We start from the raw sequence: 15,353 nt of genomic DNA, 5'->3' as shown, positions 1-15,353 counted from the left end.
GCGCGCTTGGGAGTCGCCAGGCGGGTAGCGTGCCAAGTGAGGAACTTTGTCCACCGCCCGTTCGTCCTCATGGGCGAAGGAGGCTAGCTGCCAATGACCCATTCGCTGCGCCGTGCGGGGGCCGCGATCGCGGCTCTGTTCGCCGGTCTACTCGTCGTCTTCGCGCTCACCCCCGCCGTTCAGGCGGCCGCGGCTCCGCCCGACGCGCAGTCCGTCCTGGCCCACTGGAAGGACCAGAAGGACCCGCTCTTCGTCCAGCCCGGCTCCCCGCTGACCGCCGAGGAGCAGTCGGAGATCCGCCAGACGCTCAAGGACTCCAAGGTCAGCGTCTACGTGGCCGCGCTGCCCGACGGCACGCTGCCCAGCAACGCCGCCGCCGGACCCTATCTGCAACAGCTCGCCACCGCGGCCTCCCAGGCCAAGAGCGGAGAGATGACCATCGCCGTGCTCGACGGCAAGTCGCTCTTCGCCGTCTCCAACTTCGGCCGGGGCCTGACCGGTCAGGCCGCCAACCTCGCCACCCGGCACAACGACAACGTGGTGTCCGGCATGCAGGACTTCGTCGAGCGGGTCAACCTGCTCGCCGACAACCAGCGCACCAAGGCGCTGACCTCCGGTCCGGTGGGCGGCAGCGGCGGCGGCACCGGCGTGCTCGTCGGCCTCGGCGTCATCGCGCTGGCCGGTGGCGGCGGCTACTTCCTCTACTCCAAGAACCGGAAGAAGAAGCTGGCCGCCAAGGAGGCCCAGGAGCTCGCCGCGGTCAAGCAGACCGTGGAGGAGGACGTCACCAAGTTCGGCGAGGAGATCACCGCGCTCGACACCGACGTCACGCTCGCCGGCCAGGGTGGGCAGCACATCGACGAGTGGCAGCAGGCGCTCGACTCCTACGAGAAGTCCAAGACGCAGCTCGCCGCCGTGCAGCGGGCCGACCAGGTCCGCGAGGTCACGCAGACGCTGGAGGACGGCCGCTACGCACTCGCGGTGGTGAAGGCCCGGGTCAACAACCAGCCGGTGCCCGAGCGGCGCGCGCCCTGCTTCTTCAACCCGCAGCACGGCCCGTCGGTGCGTGACGTGCGCTGGGCCCCGCCCGGTGGGGCGGTGCGCGACGTGCCCGCCTGCAAGGCCGACGCCGAGGCGGTGGAGCGCGGCTTCGACCCGCAGATGCGCGAGGTCATGGTCAACGGCCAGCGTCGCCCCTACTACGACGCCGGTCCGGCCTACCAGCCGTACGCCTACGGCTACTACGGCGGCTTCGGCGACATCATGACCGGCATGTTCATCGGCACCATGATGGGCAGCATGCTCGGCGGCGGCTGGGGCATGGGCGGCTACGGCGCCGGTTACGCGGAGGGCTACGCCGACGCGGGCGCCGGCGACTTCGGCGGCGGCGGTGACTTCGGCGGCGGTGGCGGCTGGGGTGACTTCGGCGGCGGCGACTTCGGCGGCGGTGACTTCGGCGGCGGCGACTGGTAGCCGTCCCGTCTCCTCCGCCGATCGGGCGCGTTCCCTCCGGGGGGCGCGCCCGTCGCGTTCGTCCGGACGGTAGGGCGGGCTACAAGCCCGTGCCCGGCGGCTGGGCCCCTGACAGGGGTCAGGTGCTGGCCCGGACGGTGAGCTGCGGGGTGAGGAGGGTGGCCTCCGGCACGGGCGCGCCCCGCAGCTTCTCCATCACCAGCCGGACCGCCTCCCGGCCGACCTCCTCGGCCGGGATGAGGACCGAGGTGAGCGGCGGGCTGGCCCGTTCGGCCACGTCGTCGGGGCAGATGGCGACCACGGCGACGTCGCCCGGCACCCGCCTGCCGAGCTGGCGGAGCGAGCCGAGCACGTGGTTGACGGCCGCCTCGTTGTGCACCACCATGCCCGACAGGCCCGGCCGGTCGGCGAGCAGGCGGGCGACGGTCTCGTGGATCTCGTCGAACGTCTCCTCGCACGGCAGTGCCACCCCGTCGAGGCCGTGCGCCGCGACGGCGTCGGTGAAGCCCTCCCGGGTCCGGCGGGCGAAGCCGGTGCCGCGCTCGTAGACCACGGCGGGGGCGCCGAGCAGCGCGATCTCGGTGTGCCCCCGCTCGGACAGGTGGGCGACGCACCGGGCGCCGGCGGCGGCGAAGTCGAGGTCGACGCACGTCAGCCCGGCGCGCTCGGCGGGGAAGCCGATGAGCACGCTGGGCTCGGCCAGCTCGCGCAGCAACGGCACCCTGCGGTCGTGCAGCTCGACGTCCATGAGGACGAGCGCGTCGACCAGGGCGCTCGCGGCCACCCGGCGGATGCCCTCGGTGCCCTCGTCGGCGGTCAGCAGCAGGACGTCGTGGTCGAAGCGGCGGGCGGCGGTGACGACCGCGCTGGCGAAGCGCATCAGCACGGGCACGTGCATGCCGGCGCGCAGCGGCAGCACCAGCGCGATGACGTTGGAGCGCTTGCTGGCCAGCGCGCGGGCCCCGGCGTTGGGGTGGTAGCCGAGCGCGCTGATGCTGTCGAGCACGCGCCTGCGGGTGTCGGCCGAGATCGTCCGTTTGCCGCTGAGCACGTAGGAGACCGTGCTGACCGCCACTCCGGCGTGCCTGGCGACCTCGGCGATCGTGACCGTGCGCCCGCTCAAGCACCGCCTCCCGGCCCGTCGCCCGCAGGGGCGCCGTCGAGTTCGAGGCGGGCCAGGGTGATGCCGTCGTTCTCGAACACCACATAAAGATCGTGGACTCCGGCCGCGTGCGCAAGCGGCGCCTCTATCGCCCGGTAGGCGTACCGGTCGGTGCGCGGGACGGGGAAGGCGGCCGGCGCCGGCCCGTAGAGCGGGTCGCCGAGATGGAGCGAGACGACGCCGCCCTCGGCGCTGCCCGCGTGCAGGACGCAGGAGGTCACGCCGGTCAGGTCCACCTCGCGGAACACGATCCAGGCGCCCTCCGCCTCCGAGCGGACGGCCTCGCCGTCCTCCCGGGCGGCGTCCACGAACGCGACGGCGTCGTACTCGTCGTGGTCCACGGCCGCCAGCGTCCCGGAGCGGGGCGGGACGGTCTCGCCCGCCACCTCGAAGCGGGCGCTCAGCCGCAGGTCGGTCGCGCTGCGCCCGACCATGAGCTGGTGCGGGGCGCTCTCCACGACGAACCGGCCCCGGGTGACGTCCCAGAAGGCCAGCTCGCGGACGGGCAGCGTCAGGCGCACGGTGCGGCTCTCGCCGGGCGCGAGGCGCACCTTCTCAAAGCCGCGCAGCCGGCGCAGCGGCTGCTTGACCCGGGAGCGCTGCTGGTGCGTGTAGAACTGGACGACCTCGACGCCCTCGCGGGGACCGGTGTTGGTCACCGTCACCTCGGCCGACACCACATCCGTCACCCCGGCCTCCGCCGGCGTCACCCGCAGGTCGGCGAAGTCGAAGCTGGTGTAGCTGAGCCCGTGCCCGAACGGGTAGAGCGGGCTGCCCCGGAAGTACAGGTAGGTGGCGTCGGCCGTGATGATGTCGTAGTCGAGCAGGTCGGGCAGTTCCTGGGCGGAGTGGTACCACGTCTGGGTGAGCCGGCCCTCCGGGTCCGCCTCGCCGAACAGCACCTCGGCCAGGGCGTGGCCGTACTCCTGGCCGCCGTGCGCGGACCACAGCACGGCGGGCAGGCCGGCGCTGGTCCAGGTGAGCGGGTAGCCGCTGCTGATCACCATGACGGTGCGCGGGTTGGCGGCGTGCACGGCGGCGACCACGGCGTCCTGCGCCGGCGCCAGGGCGAGGCTGGTGCGGTCCTCGGTCTCCCGGCCGTTGACCAGCGGATGGTCGCCGACCACGACGACGGCGACGTCGGCGCCCGCGGCGAGTTCGGCCGCCTGCTCGGCGCCGCTCCTGACGACCTCCAGGCCCAGCCAGAGCGCCTGGTCGGCGTCGTCCACCAGGCGCAGCACCCCGTCACCACCCGCTCCGACGTAGCAGCCGGAGGAGATGTGGCGCAGCGCGATCGCGCCGCGCGGCCGGTCCTCCAGGCGGAAGGTCTGACGCACCTCCCAGCCGTTCGGGCCGGGCTGGTCGTTGACGAGGATGCCGTCGTCGGCGGAGACGAACCTGCCGGTGGCGACGGCCCGCAGCGCGTAGGCGCCGCCGCCCCAGTCGAACAGGTCGAAGGCGCCGGCAGGACCCGCCGGTCCGCCGACGCTCAGCGGCCCGCCGGCCGGGTCGGCGGTGACCGGGCCGGTCTCGGCCGTCAGCGTGATCCGGTCCACGGCCTCGCAGAACACGGTCTCGCACCGCTCGGCCAGCCCCGCGCGGGCGGTGACGGCGTACGGCAGGGTGCCGCTGTACCAGTCCTCCATGAGGGTGTCGCCGAGCTGGCCGATCACCGCGATCCTCGTCACCGGGCCGAGCGGCAGCAGGCCGTCGTTGGACAGCAGCACGAACGACCGGCGGGCCGCCTCCCTGGCCAGCGCCTGGTGCTCGGGCCGGTTGACGACCTCCTCGGTGATGTCGTCGTACGGCGTCGCCGGGTCGAACTCGCCCAGCCGGAACCTGATCGACAGGGTGTGCCGCACCGCCCGGTCCACGTCGGCCTCGGCGAGCAGGCCGCGGGCGACGGCCTCGCGCAGGTGGCCGATCGTCGCCTCGCCGCGGTCGTCGTCCTGGGTGAAGCTGTCGAGCCCCGCCCGGACGGCGTGCGCGTACGCCTCGGGCAGCGTGTCGTGGTAGCGCTGCAGGCCGGTCAGGTTGCCGGGGGCGTAGGCGTCACTGACCACGAGGATGTCGTCGGGCGCCCAGGCCCGCAGGGCCCGCTCGATCAGCGGGCTGAGGTGCGCGGGCCGGCCGTTGACCAGGTTGTAGGAGGGCATGACGGCGACGGCCGCGCCGCTCTCCAGGGCCGGGCGGTAGGCGGGCAGCTCGTACTCGTGCAGGACCCGCGGAGGCAGGTTGCTCGACGTGACGCAACGGTCGGTCTCGTTGTTGTAGCCGAGGAAGTGCTTGAGCGTGGGAGCGGTCTTGAGCACCTTGGAATCGCTCCCACGAAGGCCGCGCGCATAGGCGGTGGCCATCAGCCCCGTCAGCCACGGGTCCTCGGAGTAGCCCTCCTCGTTGCGGCCCCAGCGCGGATCGCGCAGCGGGTTGACCACGGGCGCCCAGACGTTGCGGCCCGCGCCGGCCGGGTCCTTGTGATGGAAGGCCAGCACCTCGTCCGAGGTGGCCTCGCCCACTCTGCGGACCAGGTCGGGGTCCCAGGTGGTGGCCAGGCCGACGGCCTGCGGGAAGACGGTGGCCGGGCCCAGCCAGGCCGGCCCGTGCAGCGCCTCGGTGCCGGTGCGGAAGGGGCCCACGCCGAGCCGGTCGACCGGCGCCTGGTACTGGTGGAGCAGGGCGAGCTTCTCCTCCAGGGTGAGCCTGCGCGTCAGGTCCGCGATCCGGTCGGGGATCGGGACGTCGGGGTCGCGGAAGGGTTCGTGCATGGCCATCCCTCTGAAAGTGTCGAAGCGCTTCGACGACCGGCCGGGGAAGTTACGCGGAAATTTCGGCGGGTTTCCTGAAGGGTGCCCGCCTGTGTGACGGAGGTCAAGACCTGCGTCGCGACTTTCTGTGACGTCAGGTGAGGCGTGACGCGCCGCCGGGCAGGTGGCCCGAGTCGACGGAGTCGAGCACCCGCGCCGCGCCGCCGAGCGCGGCGGCGTCGTGCGCCAGGGCCGAGGCGACCACCTCGCAGCCGCCCGGCGCGAGGACCCGGCCGGCGATCTCGTCGCGGACCGCGGGCAGCAGCCAGGGTGCGAGGGGCACGTAGTAGCCGCCGAGGATGACCACCTCGGGGTTGAGCAGGTTGGCGATGACGGCGACGCCCCGGCCGAGGCCGCGGCCCGCGGATTCGAGGATCTTCAGGGTGGCGGCCTCGCCCGCGCGGGCGGACCGGACGACCTCCTCGATCTCGACCTGGATCTCGGCGGGTGACGGTTCGCGCCGCAGGACGGCGGCGATGCCGGCCATCGACTCCAGGCAGCCGCGCCGCCCGCACCTGCACGGCGGGCCGTCGGGGTCCAGCTGGACGTGGCCGAGCTCGCCGCTGTAGCCGCGGGCGCCCCGGCGCAGCCGGCCGTCGAGGATGACGCCGGCGCCCACACCGATCTCGCCGGTGAGGTAGACGAGGTCGGCGGCTCCCGCGTGCGAGCCGAAACGCTGCTCGGCCAGCGCGGCGAGGTTGGCGTCGTTGTCGACCTGGACGGAGAAGCCCGGGTCGCGCAGCGCCTTGGCCAGGTCGCCGCTGATGTCGGCGTCGCGCCAGCCGAGGTTGGGCGCGAAACGCACGACGCCCTGGACGTCGACCAGGCCGGGCACGGCCACGGCCAGCCCGAGGATCTGACGCTCCTCCTTGACCATGCGGCCCACCACGCGCCGGATGACGGCGGCGACGGCGGCCACGTCCTGGCTGACCGACGAGCCGCCGGCGAACGAGCGCCGCCAGGTCAGCAGCCGCTCCCCCGCCAGCCCGGTGGCCACGGCCGAGACGTAGTCGACGTTGATCTCCACGCCGATCGCCGCGTACGGCGAGCCGTCGAGGACGAGCATCGTGGCCGGCCGGCCCACCCGGTTCTCCGTCAGCCCGGTCTCGCGCACCAGCCGCCGGTCTATCAGGTCGGCGACCAGGCTGGAGACCGTCGCCTTGTTGAGCCCGGTGGACGCCGCGATGTCCGCCCGCGAGCACGGCGCGTGCTCGCGCACGAATCGCAGCACGACCGCGAGGTTGGTGGCCCGGACGTCGGCGAAGTCGGCCGGCTGCGGGCCGGTCGTGGATGTGATCAAAATCAGCCCCGTTCCCGCCAGGAGGTGTCCCCAGCATGCCGCATCGCGGGCTCCCTTCACCAACCTGTGACCGGGACGGTCCCTTGTGGCGACGGTCCCTTCTAATTTGTTTGATGGGCAGACGAACTAATCCTAACCGGGATCTGCGCTGCCCCGACAATCCTGAAGGTGTACGGGTCGGAGGCGACGGCCGAGACCGGCGCCATCCGCACCACCGCCGCCGCCGTCACCAGCACGACGACGGCGACGGCCAGGATGCTGAACAGCCTTCGGGGCGTGAGCGGATCTGCGGGGACCCTGACCGTCGCCTCGCGCATGAGCCTCGGTCCGAGGCTCATGCGCCGGTGACGCGCGTCAATAGTTGGGAGTCACGACGAATTCAGCGCGCGAGCGTGACGTCCCTGAGCCGCAGGTCTCCCTTGAACACCAGGTAGAGGTCTCCCTGCCCGGCCTGCGCCGCGGCCTTGGCCGTGACCCACTGGTAGACGCCGCCGGTGGCGGGCGCCCGGAGGGTGCCGAGCAGGGGCCCGGCCGGAGAGTCGCGGCGCAGCTCGACGGAGCCGCCGCCCGCCGAGGAGACCGAGGCCGTCAGCCGCGAGCCCCAGGAGGCCCCGGTGAAGGCGATCCAGTCCCCCGCGGACCCGGCCACGACGTCGCCCCTGACCTTGTTCTCGTCGGCGAACTCCACGCCGGAGTAGTCGTCGAAGTCCATCGCCCGGGTGGTCCTGGTGAGGTCCCGGACCGGGACGGTCTCGCCGGCGATCCGCGCCGTGGTCCGGGCTCGGATGCGGTCCGAGGCCGAGCCGACGAGCACGTCGTGGGTGGCCGCCTCGACGACCCACCTGCCGCGGGTGTGGTCCCACACGGCCAGGTCGTCCCGCCTGAACGGGAAGGTGACCGTCTTCGACTCGCCGGGCGCCAGCGCGATCCGCCGGAAACCGCGCAGCTGCTTGACCGGCTGCCGGAAGCGGGAGCGCTGCTGGTGGGTGTAGAGCTGGACGACCTCCTCGCCCGGCACCTTGCCGGTGTTGGTGACCCGGACGCTCACCTGGTCGCCGCGCACCCGCAGGTCCTGATAGCCGAAGGTGGTGTAGCTGAGCCCGTGGCCGAAGGAGTAGAGCGGGTCGCCCCGGTGGTACAGGTACGTCATCCCGGTCTTGACCAGGTCGTAGTCGAGGATGCTCGGCAGCTCGTCGGCGCCGTACCAGGTCTGGGTGAGCCGCCCGGCCGGGTTGACGTCGCCGAACAGCACGTCGGCAACGGCGTGGCCGGTCTCGGAGCCGGCGTGCGTGGTCCACAGCAGCGTCGGCGCGTCCACGATCACCGGGTAGCTGGTCTCCAGCACCACCACGGTGTCGGGGTTGGCCTCGCGCACCGCCTCGATCAGCCGCCGCTGGCCGTCGCCGAGCCGCAGGTCGTCGCGGTCGTGGACCTCCCGGCCGTGCACCCACGGATGGCTGCCGACGACCACGACGGCCACGTCGGCCTTGCGGGCCTGCTCGGCGGCGGCGGCGATGCCGTCGGAGACGACTTCCTTGGCGAAGCGGGCCGCCTGCGCCTTGGGGGCCAGGCCCAGCGCGCCGTCCGCGGTGACGGTCACGTACGGGTCGGGCAGGCCGTACCAGCCTTCGGCGTTCTCGAAGCCGGCGTACCTGATGAGGTGCGAGCCGTCGGCCTGGCGCTCCAGCGCGAACTGCTGCTGCACGTACCAGCCGCTGGGCTCGTCGTCGTCGGTGTCCAGCGAGCGCCAGTCGCCGCCGAGCAGCTTGCCGTTGCCCGCGTTGCGCAGGGTGGACACGCCGGCGACCCAGTCGGTGACGTCCCACTGCGAGGCGGCCGTGGGGGCGGTGTCGGTCAGCGCGGCGTTGTCGTCCGGGCCGGTGCCGGTGGCGGTGATGTACCTGCCGGAGTCCAGGTGCCTGAACGCGACTCGCTCCAGGCCCGTGCCGGTGGTGACGTCGGAGACGCGTTCCTTGATCCCGTCGAGCGGGGTCACCTCGTAGGGCATCCTTCCGGCGTACCAGTCGCTGTGGAGCCGGTCCGCCAGCGGTCCGACGACGGCGGCCGAGGTGGGCGACCTGAGCGGCAGGGTGCCGGAGTTCCGCAGCAGGACCGCCGCCTTGGCGGCGGTCTCCCGGTTGAGCCTCCGGTGCGCCGGGCTGTCGATCACGTCAGCGGTGATCTTCTTGTACGGGCCGCCGTCCGGGTCGAAGTGGCCGAGCCGGAACCTGATGGTCAGCGCGTGGCCGACCGCCCTGTCCACGTCGGCCTCGGTGATGAGGCCCCGGTCGAGGGCGGCGGTGAGGTGGGTCACCAGCGGGCCGCTGTCGCTGCCGTCGATGGTGAAGCTGTCCTGGCCCGACTTGAGCACGGCGGCGAACGCCTCGGGCTTGTCGTCGAAGTACTTCTCCACGTCGGTGAGCGCGTGCGGGCCCCACGCGTCGCTGACGTTGTAGAGGGTCCGGTCGGTCCAGGAGCGGACGACCTCGTTCAGGTCGGGGTTGACGTGGTTGGGCCGCCCGTTGACCAGGTTGTAGGAGGCCATGACGCCGGTCGCGGCGTCGGCCTTGACGGCGGTCCTGAACGCCTGCTCGTAGTACTCGCGCTTGAGCTTCGGCGTGAGGTTGGCGGAGGTGAGGCTGCGGTTCGTCTCGTTGTTGTAGGCGAGGTAGTGCTTGAGCACCGGCGCGGTCTTCAGGTAGAAGGGGTCGTCGCCCTGCAGGCCCTTGCCGTAGGCGGTGGCCATCGCGCCGGTGAGCAGCGGGTCCTCCGAGTAGCCCTCCTCGTTGCGGCCGGCGCGCGGGTCGCGCAGCGGGTCCACGACCGGCGCCCACACCTGCAGCCCCCACAGGGCCGGGTTCTGGGCGTTGTAGCCGCGGGTCTCGTCGCCGACGGCCGAGCCGACCTTCCTGATCAGCTCGGGGTCCCACGTGCTGGCCAGGCCGACCGCCTGGGGGAACACGGTGCCGGCGGCGAGTTTCTGGTTCCAGTTGTCGTTCAGGTCGTTGGACCAGGCGATCCCGTGCAGCGCCTCGGTGCCGTTCTTGTGGTACGGGATGCCGAGCCGCGGGACGGCCGGTTGCGACTGGTGCAGCAGGGTCAGCTTCTCGGCGAGGGTGAGGCGGCCGAGCAGGTCGCTCACGCGCTGCTCGACGGGCAGCGCGGGGTTGCGGAACGGCAGGTCGTCGGCCGTGGCCGGGGGTGCGGCCAGCAGCGACGCCGCGAGCACGAGGGCGAGGACCGCCGGGGTCCTCAAGCGTCGGGACATGAGATCTGCTCCAGGGGGCGGGGGGTTACTTGACGGCGCCGACCGTGACGCCGCGGGTGAGCGTGCGCTGGAAGATGAGGAAGAAGGCGACCGCCGGGACGATGCCGAGCAGGGCCGAGGCGCTGGACATGGTGGCGTCCATGTACTTCTCGCCCTGCAGGACGCCGAGGGCGACCGGCACGGTCTGCGTCTCGTTGGAGATGAGGAACACGAGGGGGAGGAAGAACTCGTTCCACGTCCAGATGAAGAAGAAGATCACCAGGACGTTCAGCGTGGGCCGGCTGATCGGCACCACGATCTGCCACAGCGCCCGGAAGCGGCCCGCGCCGTCGATCGACGCGGCCTCCAGGATCTCCTTGGGGAACTGGCCGAGGACGGCGCTCAGCAGGTAGGTGCCGAAGGCCGCCTGGATCACGGTGAAGACGATGATCATCGACAGCCGGGTGTCGTAGAGGCCCACCTCCTTGGCCAGGTAGTACAGGGGGTAGGCCAGCGCCTCCTGCGGCAGCGTGTTGCCCACGAGGAACAGCACGAGGATCCACAGCCGGCCGCGCACCCGGCCGACGCCGAGCGCGTAGGCGTTGAGCACCGACAGCACGACCGCGAGCAGGGCCACCGAGGCGCTGATCACGAAGCTGTTCCACAGCTTCTCGCCGAAGTCGACGCGGTTCCAGAAGTCGACGATGCCCTGCAGGTGGATCTGGTCCGGCAGGCTCAGCGGCCCGCCCGAGCTGTAGTCGGCGGGCGACTTGACCGCGTTGAGCGCGACGACGGCGAACGGGAACACCATCGCGACGGCCAGCACGGCGAGCGACGCGAGCACGGCCCACCGGCCCGGCCCGGCCGCCCTCATCGGGCACGCTCCTGCACGCGCAGGAACAGGAACGTCACCACGATGATGACGACGGCCAGCACGGTGGCGATGGCCGAGCCGTACCCGACGTTGCTCTTCTGGAAGAAGTTCAGGTAGGAGAAGTACGACGGCACCATGGTGGCGTTGCCGGGCCCGCCGCGGGTCAGCACGAAGATCGGCCCGAAGACCTTCAGCGCGGCGATCGTGCAGGTCAGCAGCACCACGAACGTCTCCGGCCGGATCTGCGGGATCGTGATGTGCCAGAACCTGCGCCACCACGACGCCCCGTCGATCTCGGCCGCCTCGTGCAGGGCGGGGTCCACCCGCTGCAGCCCGGCCATGAAGATGACGACGGGATAGCCGAGCTGGAACCACACCATGACGGCCATCACGGTGGCCAGGGCCAGGTCGGGGTCGCCGAGCCAGTCGAGCCGCAGCCCGAACGCCTGGTTGACGGCCCCGTACGAGGGGTGCAGCATCCAGCCCCACACCACGCCCGCCACCGCGACGGGCAGCACCTGCGGCAGGTAGTACATGGCGCGCAGCGCGGCGGCCGTGCGGGCGCCGAACCAGCGGCCGATGCAGTCGAACAGCGCCGCGGCCAGCACCAGCCCGAGCGCGGTCGGCACGATCGCCATGGCCACGATGAGGCCCACGTTGTGCTGGAACGACTGCCAGAACCGCTCGTCGTCGAGGAGCCGGGCGTAGTTGTCCAGCCCGGCCCACCGCGGCGTGCCGACGCCCGTCCAGCGGGTGAAGCTCGTGGCGACGTTCATCAGGAACGGCACCACGATGACGGCGAGGAACAGGACCAGGCTCGGTGCGAGGTACCACCAGTAGCCCTTGGTGCGCGTCATGGGCTAACCGCCGATGTCGGCGAGGTTGTCCTCGTACGGCCCGGCGATCTCGTCCAGCACCTGGTCGGGGGTCTTGCTGCCGTTGACGAGGTTCTGCACGCCGGCGACCAGCACGTCGTAGTAGCCGGGGGCGGGCCAGTCGGGGTAGAACGCCAGCCCGTCGGCGGAGGTGAGCTTGTTGAAGCTCTCGATGAGCTCCTTGCTCCTGGGGTCGGTGATGGCGGCCGGGTCGGCGGCCACCGGCACGCCGCCGGAGTTGCCGAGCAGGTTCTGGATCTCCTTGCTCATCGTGATGTCGATGAAGTCGTAGGCGAGGTCCTTGTTCTCGGACTTCTCGGGGACGACCCAGACGTTGCCGCTGGAGCCGGGAGACAGGGTGGCGCCGGGGAACAGGAAGTGGCCCCACTCGAAGTTCTTGATCTCGGAGGCGAGGCGGCCGTACCACCAGCTACCGCTGATCATGATGGGGTACTCGCCCTTCATGAACCCCACGCCCATGTCCTCGGCCTTCATGCCGCCGGAGTCCTTGGCGATGTAGCCCTTCTTCACCCAGTCGGCCATGGTCTGCGCTGCGTAGCTGAACTCGGGGCCGTGGAAGTCCACCTTGCCCTTGTAGGACTGCAGGGCGTCCACCCAGGGCCGCTGCGCCTTGGTCAGCGCGAGCTGGTAGAAGATCTGCTGGGCCGGGTACTCGGCGCCGGCGGAGGCGATGGGCGTCACCTTGGCCTTGACGAAGGTGTCGAGGGCGGCGGTCAGCTCGTCGAACGTGGTCGGCACCTTGACGCCGTGCTTGTCGAAGAGGTCCTTGTTGTAATAGACCATCACGAACTCGCCGTAGTTGGGCACGCCGTACCACTTGCCGGAGCCCATGACGCCCCGCTCGTCGTACTTGGCGGTCACCTGGAGGCCGCCCGGCAGCAGCTTGTCCCAGCCGCGCCTGGTCGCCTCCTCGCTCAGGTCGGCGATCAGCCCCTGCTTCGACAGCAGGCCGGCGGTGGCGTTGCCCTTGTTGTACTCCATGACGTCGGGCGCCTCGTCGGAGTTGAGCACCATGCTCGCGGTCTTCTGGATCTGCTCGAAGCCCTTCTCCTCGAACTTCACCGTGACGCCCGGGTGGCTCGCCTCGAACTTCCTGATCGCCTCCGCCCACGCCTTGCCCATGGCGCTGTCGGCGGTCTCGTAGTGCCACAGCTTGAGCACGCGCGGCTCGCCGCTCGCGGCGGGCTTGTCGTCGCCCGACCCGCAGGCCGCCAGCGCCAGCGCCCCGGCGGTCAGCGCGGCGGCCAGCCTGACGGCGCCCCTCGACTTCCTCATGATGTCTCCTGACTGATGACGGCCCGGCCGGGCGCACCCGCTACCGGGGCGAACTCGACCGCGGCGATCCGTTTCGGCCCGGTGGCGGTCACGCGCAGCGTGTCCCCGTCCCGGGTGGCCACGACCGCGGTGTCGCCATCGGTGTCGTGGATCCGTGTGCGGCTGTCGCCGGCCCCGAAGGCGACAAGGGTGATCGCGTCCGGCGTGCCCACGGTGTCGCCCGGCAGGCCGACCGGGATGAGGGCGCCGTGGCGGACGAAGATCGGGATCTGCTCCAACGGCTTGGTGACGCGGACGTAGCGGGAGCCGGCGAGCACCTCGCCGGTCCAGTAGTCCACCCACTCGCCGTCCGGCAGGTAGACCTGCCGCGTCCCCTCCGGTGCCGTCATGGGGGCCACCAGCAGGTCGGGGCCGAGCAGGTACTCCAGGTCGGCCTGCCAGGCCACCGGGTCGCCGGGGAAGTCCACGCACAGCGCGCGCATCATCGGCGCGCCGGTCCGCGCCGCCTCCACCGCCGCCGAGTAGAGGTACGGCATGAGGCGGTAGCGCAGCCGCAGCGCCGCCACCGCGTGCTCCTCGACGGCCGGGAACTCCCACGGCTCGCGGCTGGTCGTGCCGTGCAGGCGCAGCAGCGGGGACAGCGCGCCGAACTGGGTCCACCGGACGTACAGGTCGTCGGTCGGCGTGCCGGTGAAGCCGCCGGCGTCGTGGCTCCAGAACGGCACGCCCGACAGGCCGTGCGCCAGCCCTCCGCGCAGCGTGCTGCCCATGGCCGCGTAGCTCGTGTAGGTGTCGCCGCCCCACTGGGCGCTGTGCCGCTGCCCGCCGAGGAACGACGAGCGCGCCCAGACCAGGCCGTGGCCGTGGACCTCGCGGGTGACCTCGGCGACGGCGTCGTTGAACAGCAGCGTGTAGACGTTGTGCAGGTCGGTGCCGGTCATGCCGTTGGCGGCGACGGCGTCGTGCGGCACGCCCTCGGCGAAGTCGGTCTTGAACGTCTGCACGCCCTGCCGGAGCAGCGGGCGGAGCAGGTCCTTGAACCAGGCCACCGCCTCGGGGTTGGTGAGGTCGACGATCCCGCAGGGCGGGTAGGAGCCGTGCCAGCAGTCGGCCACGTACGGCTCGCCGCCGGGCGTCCGCAGGAAGAAGCCGGCCTCGGCCGCCTCCCGGAAGGCCGGGCTGAGGTGGGAGACGTACGGGTTCATCCACAGGCAGACCTTGAACCCCATCCGGTCCAGCTCGGCCAGCATCGCGTCGGGGTCGGGGAAGCGGTCGGGGTCCCAGCGCAGGTCGGACCAGTGGCCTTCGGTCTGCCAGTAGCAGTCCAGGTGCAGCACGTCGCAGGGGATGCCCTTCTCCCTGATCGTGCGCGCCCTGGCCAGCACCCGCTCCTGGGTGTCCACGAAGAATCCCGAGGAGATCCAGGTGCCGAACGCCCACTTCGGCGGCAGTTCCGGCCGGCTGGTCAGGCCGTCGTAGCGGTCCAGCACCTCGGACGGGGTCGGCCCGGCGATCACGTAGTAGTCGAGCACGTCGTCCGGCACCACGATCTGGACCACGCTGTGCGTCGACTGGCACATGTCGAACTCCGTCGGCGCGCCGCTGTCCACGAGCACGCCGTAGCCCCGGCTCGACACGTACAGGGGGATGTTCTTGTAGGCCCGCTGCGACTCGGCGCCGAAGGCGTCGAAGTTCCACATGACCGGCCGTTGGCCGCGCTTGTCCAGCGGCGCGAACGACTCGCCGAAGCCGGCGAACGCCTCGTCCGGCGGGGCGGCGAAGCTCTCGTGGTACGCGACCGGCACCCCTCCGGCGGCCGAGCGGCCGAACGGCAGCGTGCGCAGCCGGCCGCTGATGTCGGTGTGGCCGCGGTCCTGCTCCAGCAGCGTGGCGCCGGAGGCGTCGGTGAGCCGCAGGTGCCAGGGCGACAGGCTGATCTCGGCGCGCAGCGATCCGGCGTCGACGACGATCGGCGCGCCGGGCTCGGTCTCGACCCGGGCTCCGGCGTACGTGCCGGGGGTGACGAGCGGGATCGCCCGTTCCGAGCGGGGCCGGGCGTCGGCGTCCTCGCTCAACCGGACCCGGATCACCCCCTCGCCGGCCACGCCGACCTGGACGACGAGGGTCTCCTCGGTGCCGGTCGTCGCCTTGAGCATCACCCCGGTGTCGCCTGCCGCGACCAGCTCGGCGGTGGTCAGCGCCGACAGGCCGCCCTCGCCCCGTTCGCGCACGGGCAGCTCGGGCGGGTCGGCGACAAAGTACTCGTGCGCGACCAGCGGGGGACGGTAGGGCATGAAGGCTCCTCTGGTGGGGCAAGCGCCA

10 protein-coding genes are annotated in these 15,353 nt (G+C 71.9%); 2 read left to right on the top strand and 8 right to left on the bottom strand.

Going from position 1 to position 15,353, the window contains the following annotated elements:
* Positions 1-93: 93 nt before the first annotated feature.
* Positions 94-1,473 carry a hypothetical protein gene (locus tag CXR44_RS05200; RefSeq protein ID WP_180903190.1) on the top strand — a complete coding sequence of 460 codons (1,380 nt, stop codon included), beginning with the start codon at positions 94-96 and terminating at the stop codon, positions 1,471-1,473.
* 118 nt (positions 1,474-1,591) lie between these two features.
* On the opposite strand, the gene CXR44_RS05195 is transcribed toward CXR44_RS05200, so the two are convergent.
* The 3 genes from CXR44_RS05195 to CXR44_RS05185 all read right to left on the bottom strand — a co-directional run bounded on the left by CXR44_RS05195 (position 1,592) and on the right by CXR44_RS05185 (position 6,739).
* A complete protein-coding gene (locus CXR44_RS05195) occupies positions 1,592-2,596 on the bottom strand; it encodes a LacI family DNA-binding transcriptional regulator (protein ID WP_101783729.1) in 1,005 nt (334 codons plus the stop codon).
* Positions 2,593-5,400 carry a glycoside hydrolase family 3 protein gene (locus tag CXR44_RS05190; protein ID WP_101784189.1) on the bottom strand — a complete coding sequence of 936 codons (2,808 nt, stop codon included), beginning with the start codon at positions 5,398-5,400 and terminating at the stop codon, positions 2,593-2,595. Before CXR44_RS05190 ends, CXR44_RS05195 begins: the two co-directional genes overlap by 4 nt.
* 133 nt (positions 5,401-5,533) lie before the next feature.
* A complete protein-coding gene (locus CXR44_RS05185) occupies positions 5,534-6,739 on the bottom strand; it encodes an ROK family transcriptional regulator (RefSeq protein WP_101783728.1) in 1,206 nt (401 codons plus the stop codon).
* A gap of 168 nt (positions 6,740-6,907) precedes the next feature.
* Between CXR44_RS05185 and CXR44_RS05180 the strand changes: the two genes are divergently transcribed.
* Positions 6,908-7,087, top strand: coding sequence for a hypothetical protein (locus tag CXR44_RS05180; RefSeq protein ID WP_101783727.1), 180 nt, complete (start codon positions 6,908-6,910; stop codon positions 7,085-7,087).
* 31 nt (positions 7,088-7,118) lie between these two features.
* On the opposite strand, the gene CXR44_RS05175 is transcribed toward CXR44_RS05180, so the two are convergent.
* From CXR44_RS05175 to CXR44_RS05155, 5 genes are read right to left on the bottom strand one after another with little or no spacing between them, the layout of a single operon-like run.
* Complete coding sequence (locus CXR44_RS05175; protein WP_101783726.1) at positions 7,119-10,007, bottom strand: glycoside hydrolase family 3 protein; 2,889 nt, start codon at positions 10,005-10,007, stop codon at positions 7,119-7,121.
* Positions 10,008-10,032: 25 nt separating this feature from the next.
* Positions 10,033-10,860 carry a carbohydrate ABC transporter permease gene (locus tag CXR44_RS05170; RefSeq protein ID WP_101783725.1) on the bottom strand — a complete coding sequence of 276 codons (828 nt, stop codon included), beginning with the start codon at positions 10,858-10,860 and terminating at the stop codon, positions 10,033-10,035.
* Positions 10,857-11,717: a carbohydrate ABC transporter permease gene (locus CXR44_RS05165; protein ID WP_101783724.1), complete on the bottom strand. Its 861-nt coding sequence runs from the start codon at positions 11,715-11,717 to the stop codon at positions 10,857-10,859. The genes CXR44_RS05170 and CXR44_RS05165 overlap by 4 nt, the downstream gene beginning before the upstream one ends.
* Positions 11,718-11,720: 3 nt before the next feature.
* Positions 11,721-13,031 (bottom strand): ABC transporter substrate-binding protein, encoded by a 1,311-nt coding sequence (locus tag CXR44_RS05160; RefSeq protein ID WP_101783723.1) that lies wholly within the window; start codon positions 13,029-13,031, stop codon positions 11,721-11,723.
* Entirely contained in the window at positions 13,028-15,325 is a 2,298-nt protein-coding gene (locus CXR44_RS05155) for a TIM-barrel domain-containing protein (RefSeq protein ID WP_101783722.1), read from the bottom strand. The genes CXR44_RS05160 and CXR44_RS05155 overlap by 4 nt, the downstream gene beginning before the upstream one ends.
* Between the last annotated feature and the right edge of the window lie 28 nt (positions 15,326-15,353).

It is taken from the genome of Nonomuraea indica (genome assembly GCF_002850745.1).
GTDB lineage: Bacteria > Actinomycetota > Actinomycetes > Streptosporangiales > Streptosporangiaceae > Nonomuraea > Nonomuraea indica.
Note: the sequence above shows the minus strand (reverse complement) of the source record. Positions and strands in the feature narration are given on the sequence as shown.

Bases quoted from the DNA above. Each gene is read 5' to 3' on its own strand.
- CXR44_RS05200 (WP_180903190.1), top strand. From the start codon at position 94: ATGACCCATTCGCTGCGCCGTGCGGGGGCCGCGATCGCGGCTCTGTTC.
- CXR44_RS05190 (WP_101784189.1), bottom strand. From the start codon at position 5,400: ATGCACGAACCCTTCCGCGACCCCGACGTCCCGATCCCCGACCGGATC.
- CXR44_RS05175 (WP_101783726.1), bottom strand. From the start codon at position 10,007: ATGTCCCGACGCTTGAGGACCCCGGCGGTCCTCGCCCTCGTGCTCGCG.
- CXR44_RS05170 (WP_101783725.1), bottom strand. From the start codon at position 10,860: ATGAGGGCGGCCGGGCCGGGCCGGTGGGCCGTGCTCGCGTCGCTCGCC.
- CXR44_RS05165 (WP_101783724.1), bottom strand. From the start codon at position 11,717: ATGACGCGCACCAAGGGCTACTGGTGGTACCTCGCACCGAGCCTGGTC.
- CXR44_RS05160 (WP_101783723.1), bottom strand. From the start codon at position 13,031: ATGAGGAAGTCGAGGGGCGCCGTCAGGCTGGCCGCCGCGCTGACCGCC.
- CXR44_RS05155 (WP_101783722.1), bottom strand. From the start codon at position 15,325: ATGCCCTACCGTCCCCCGCTGGTCGCGCACGAGTACTTTGTCGCCGAC.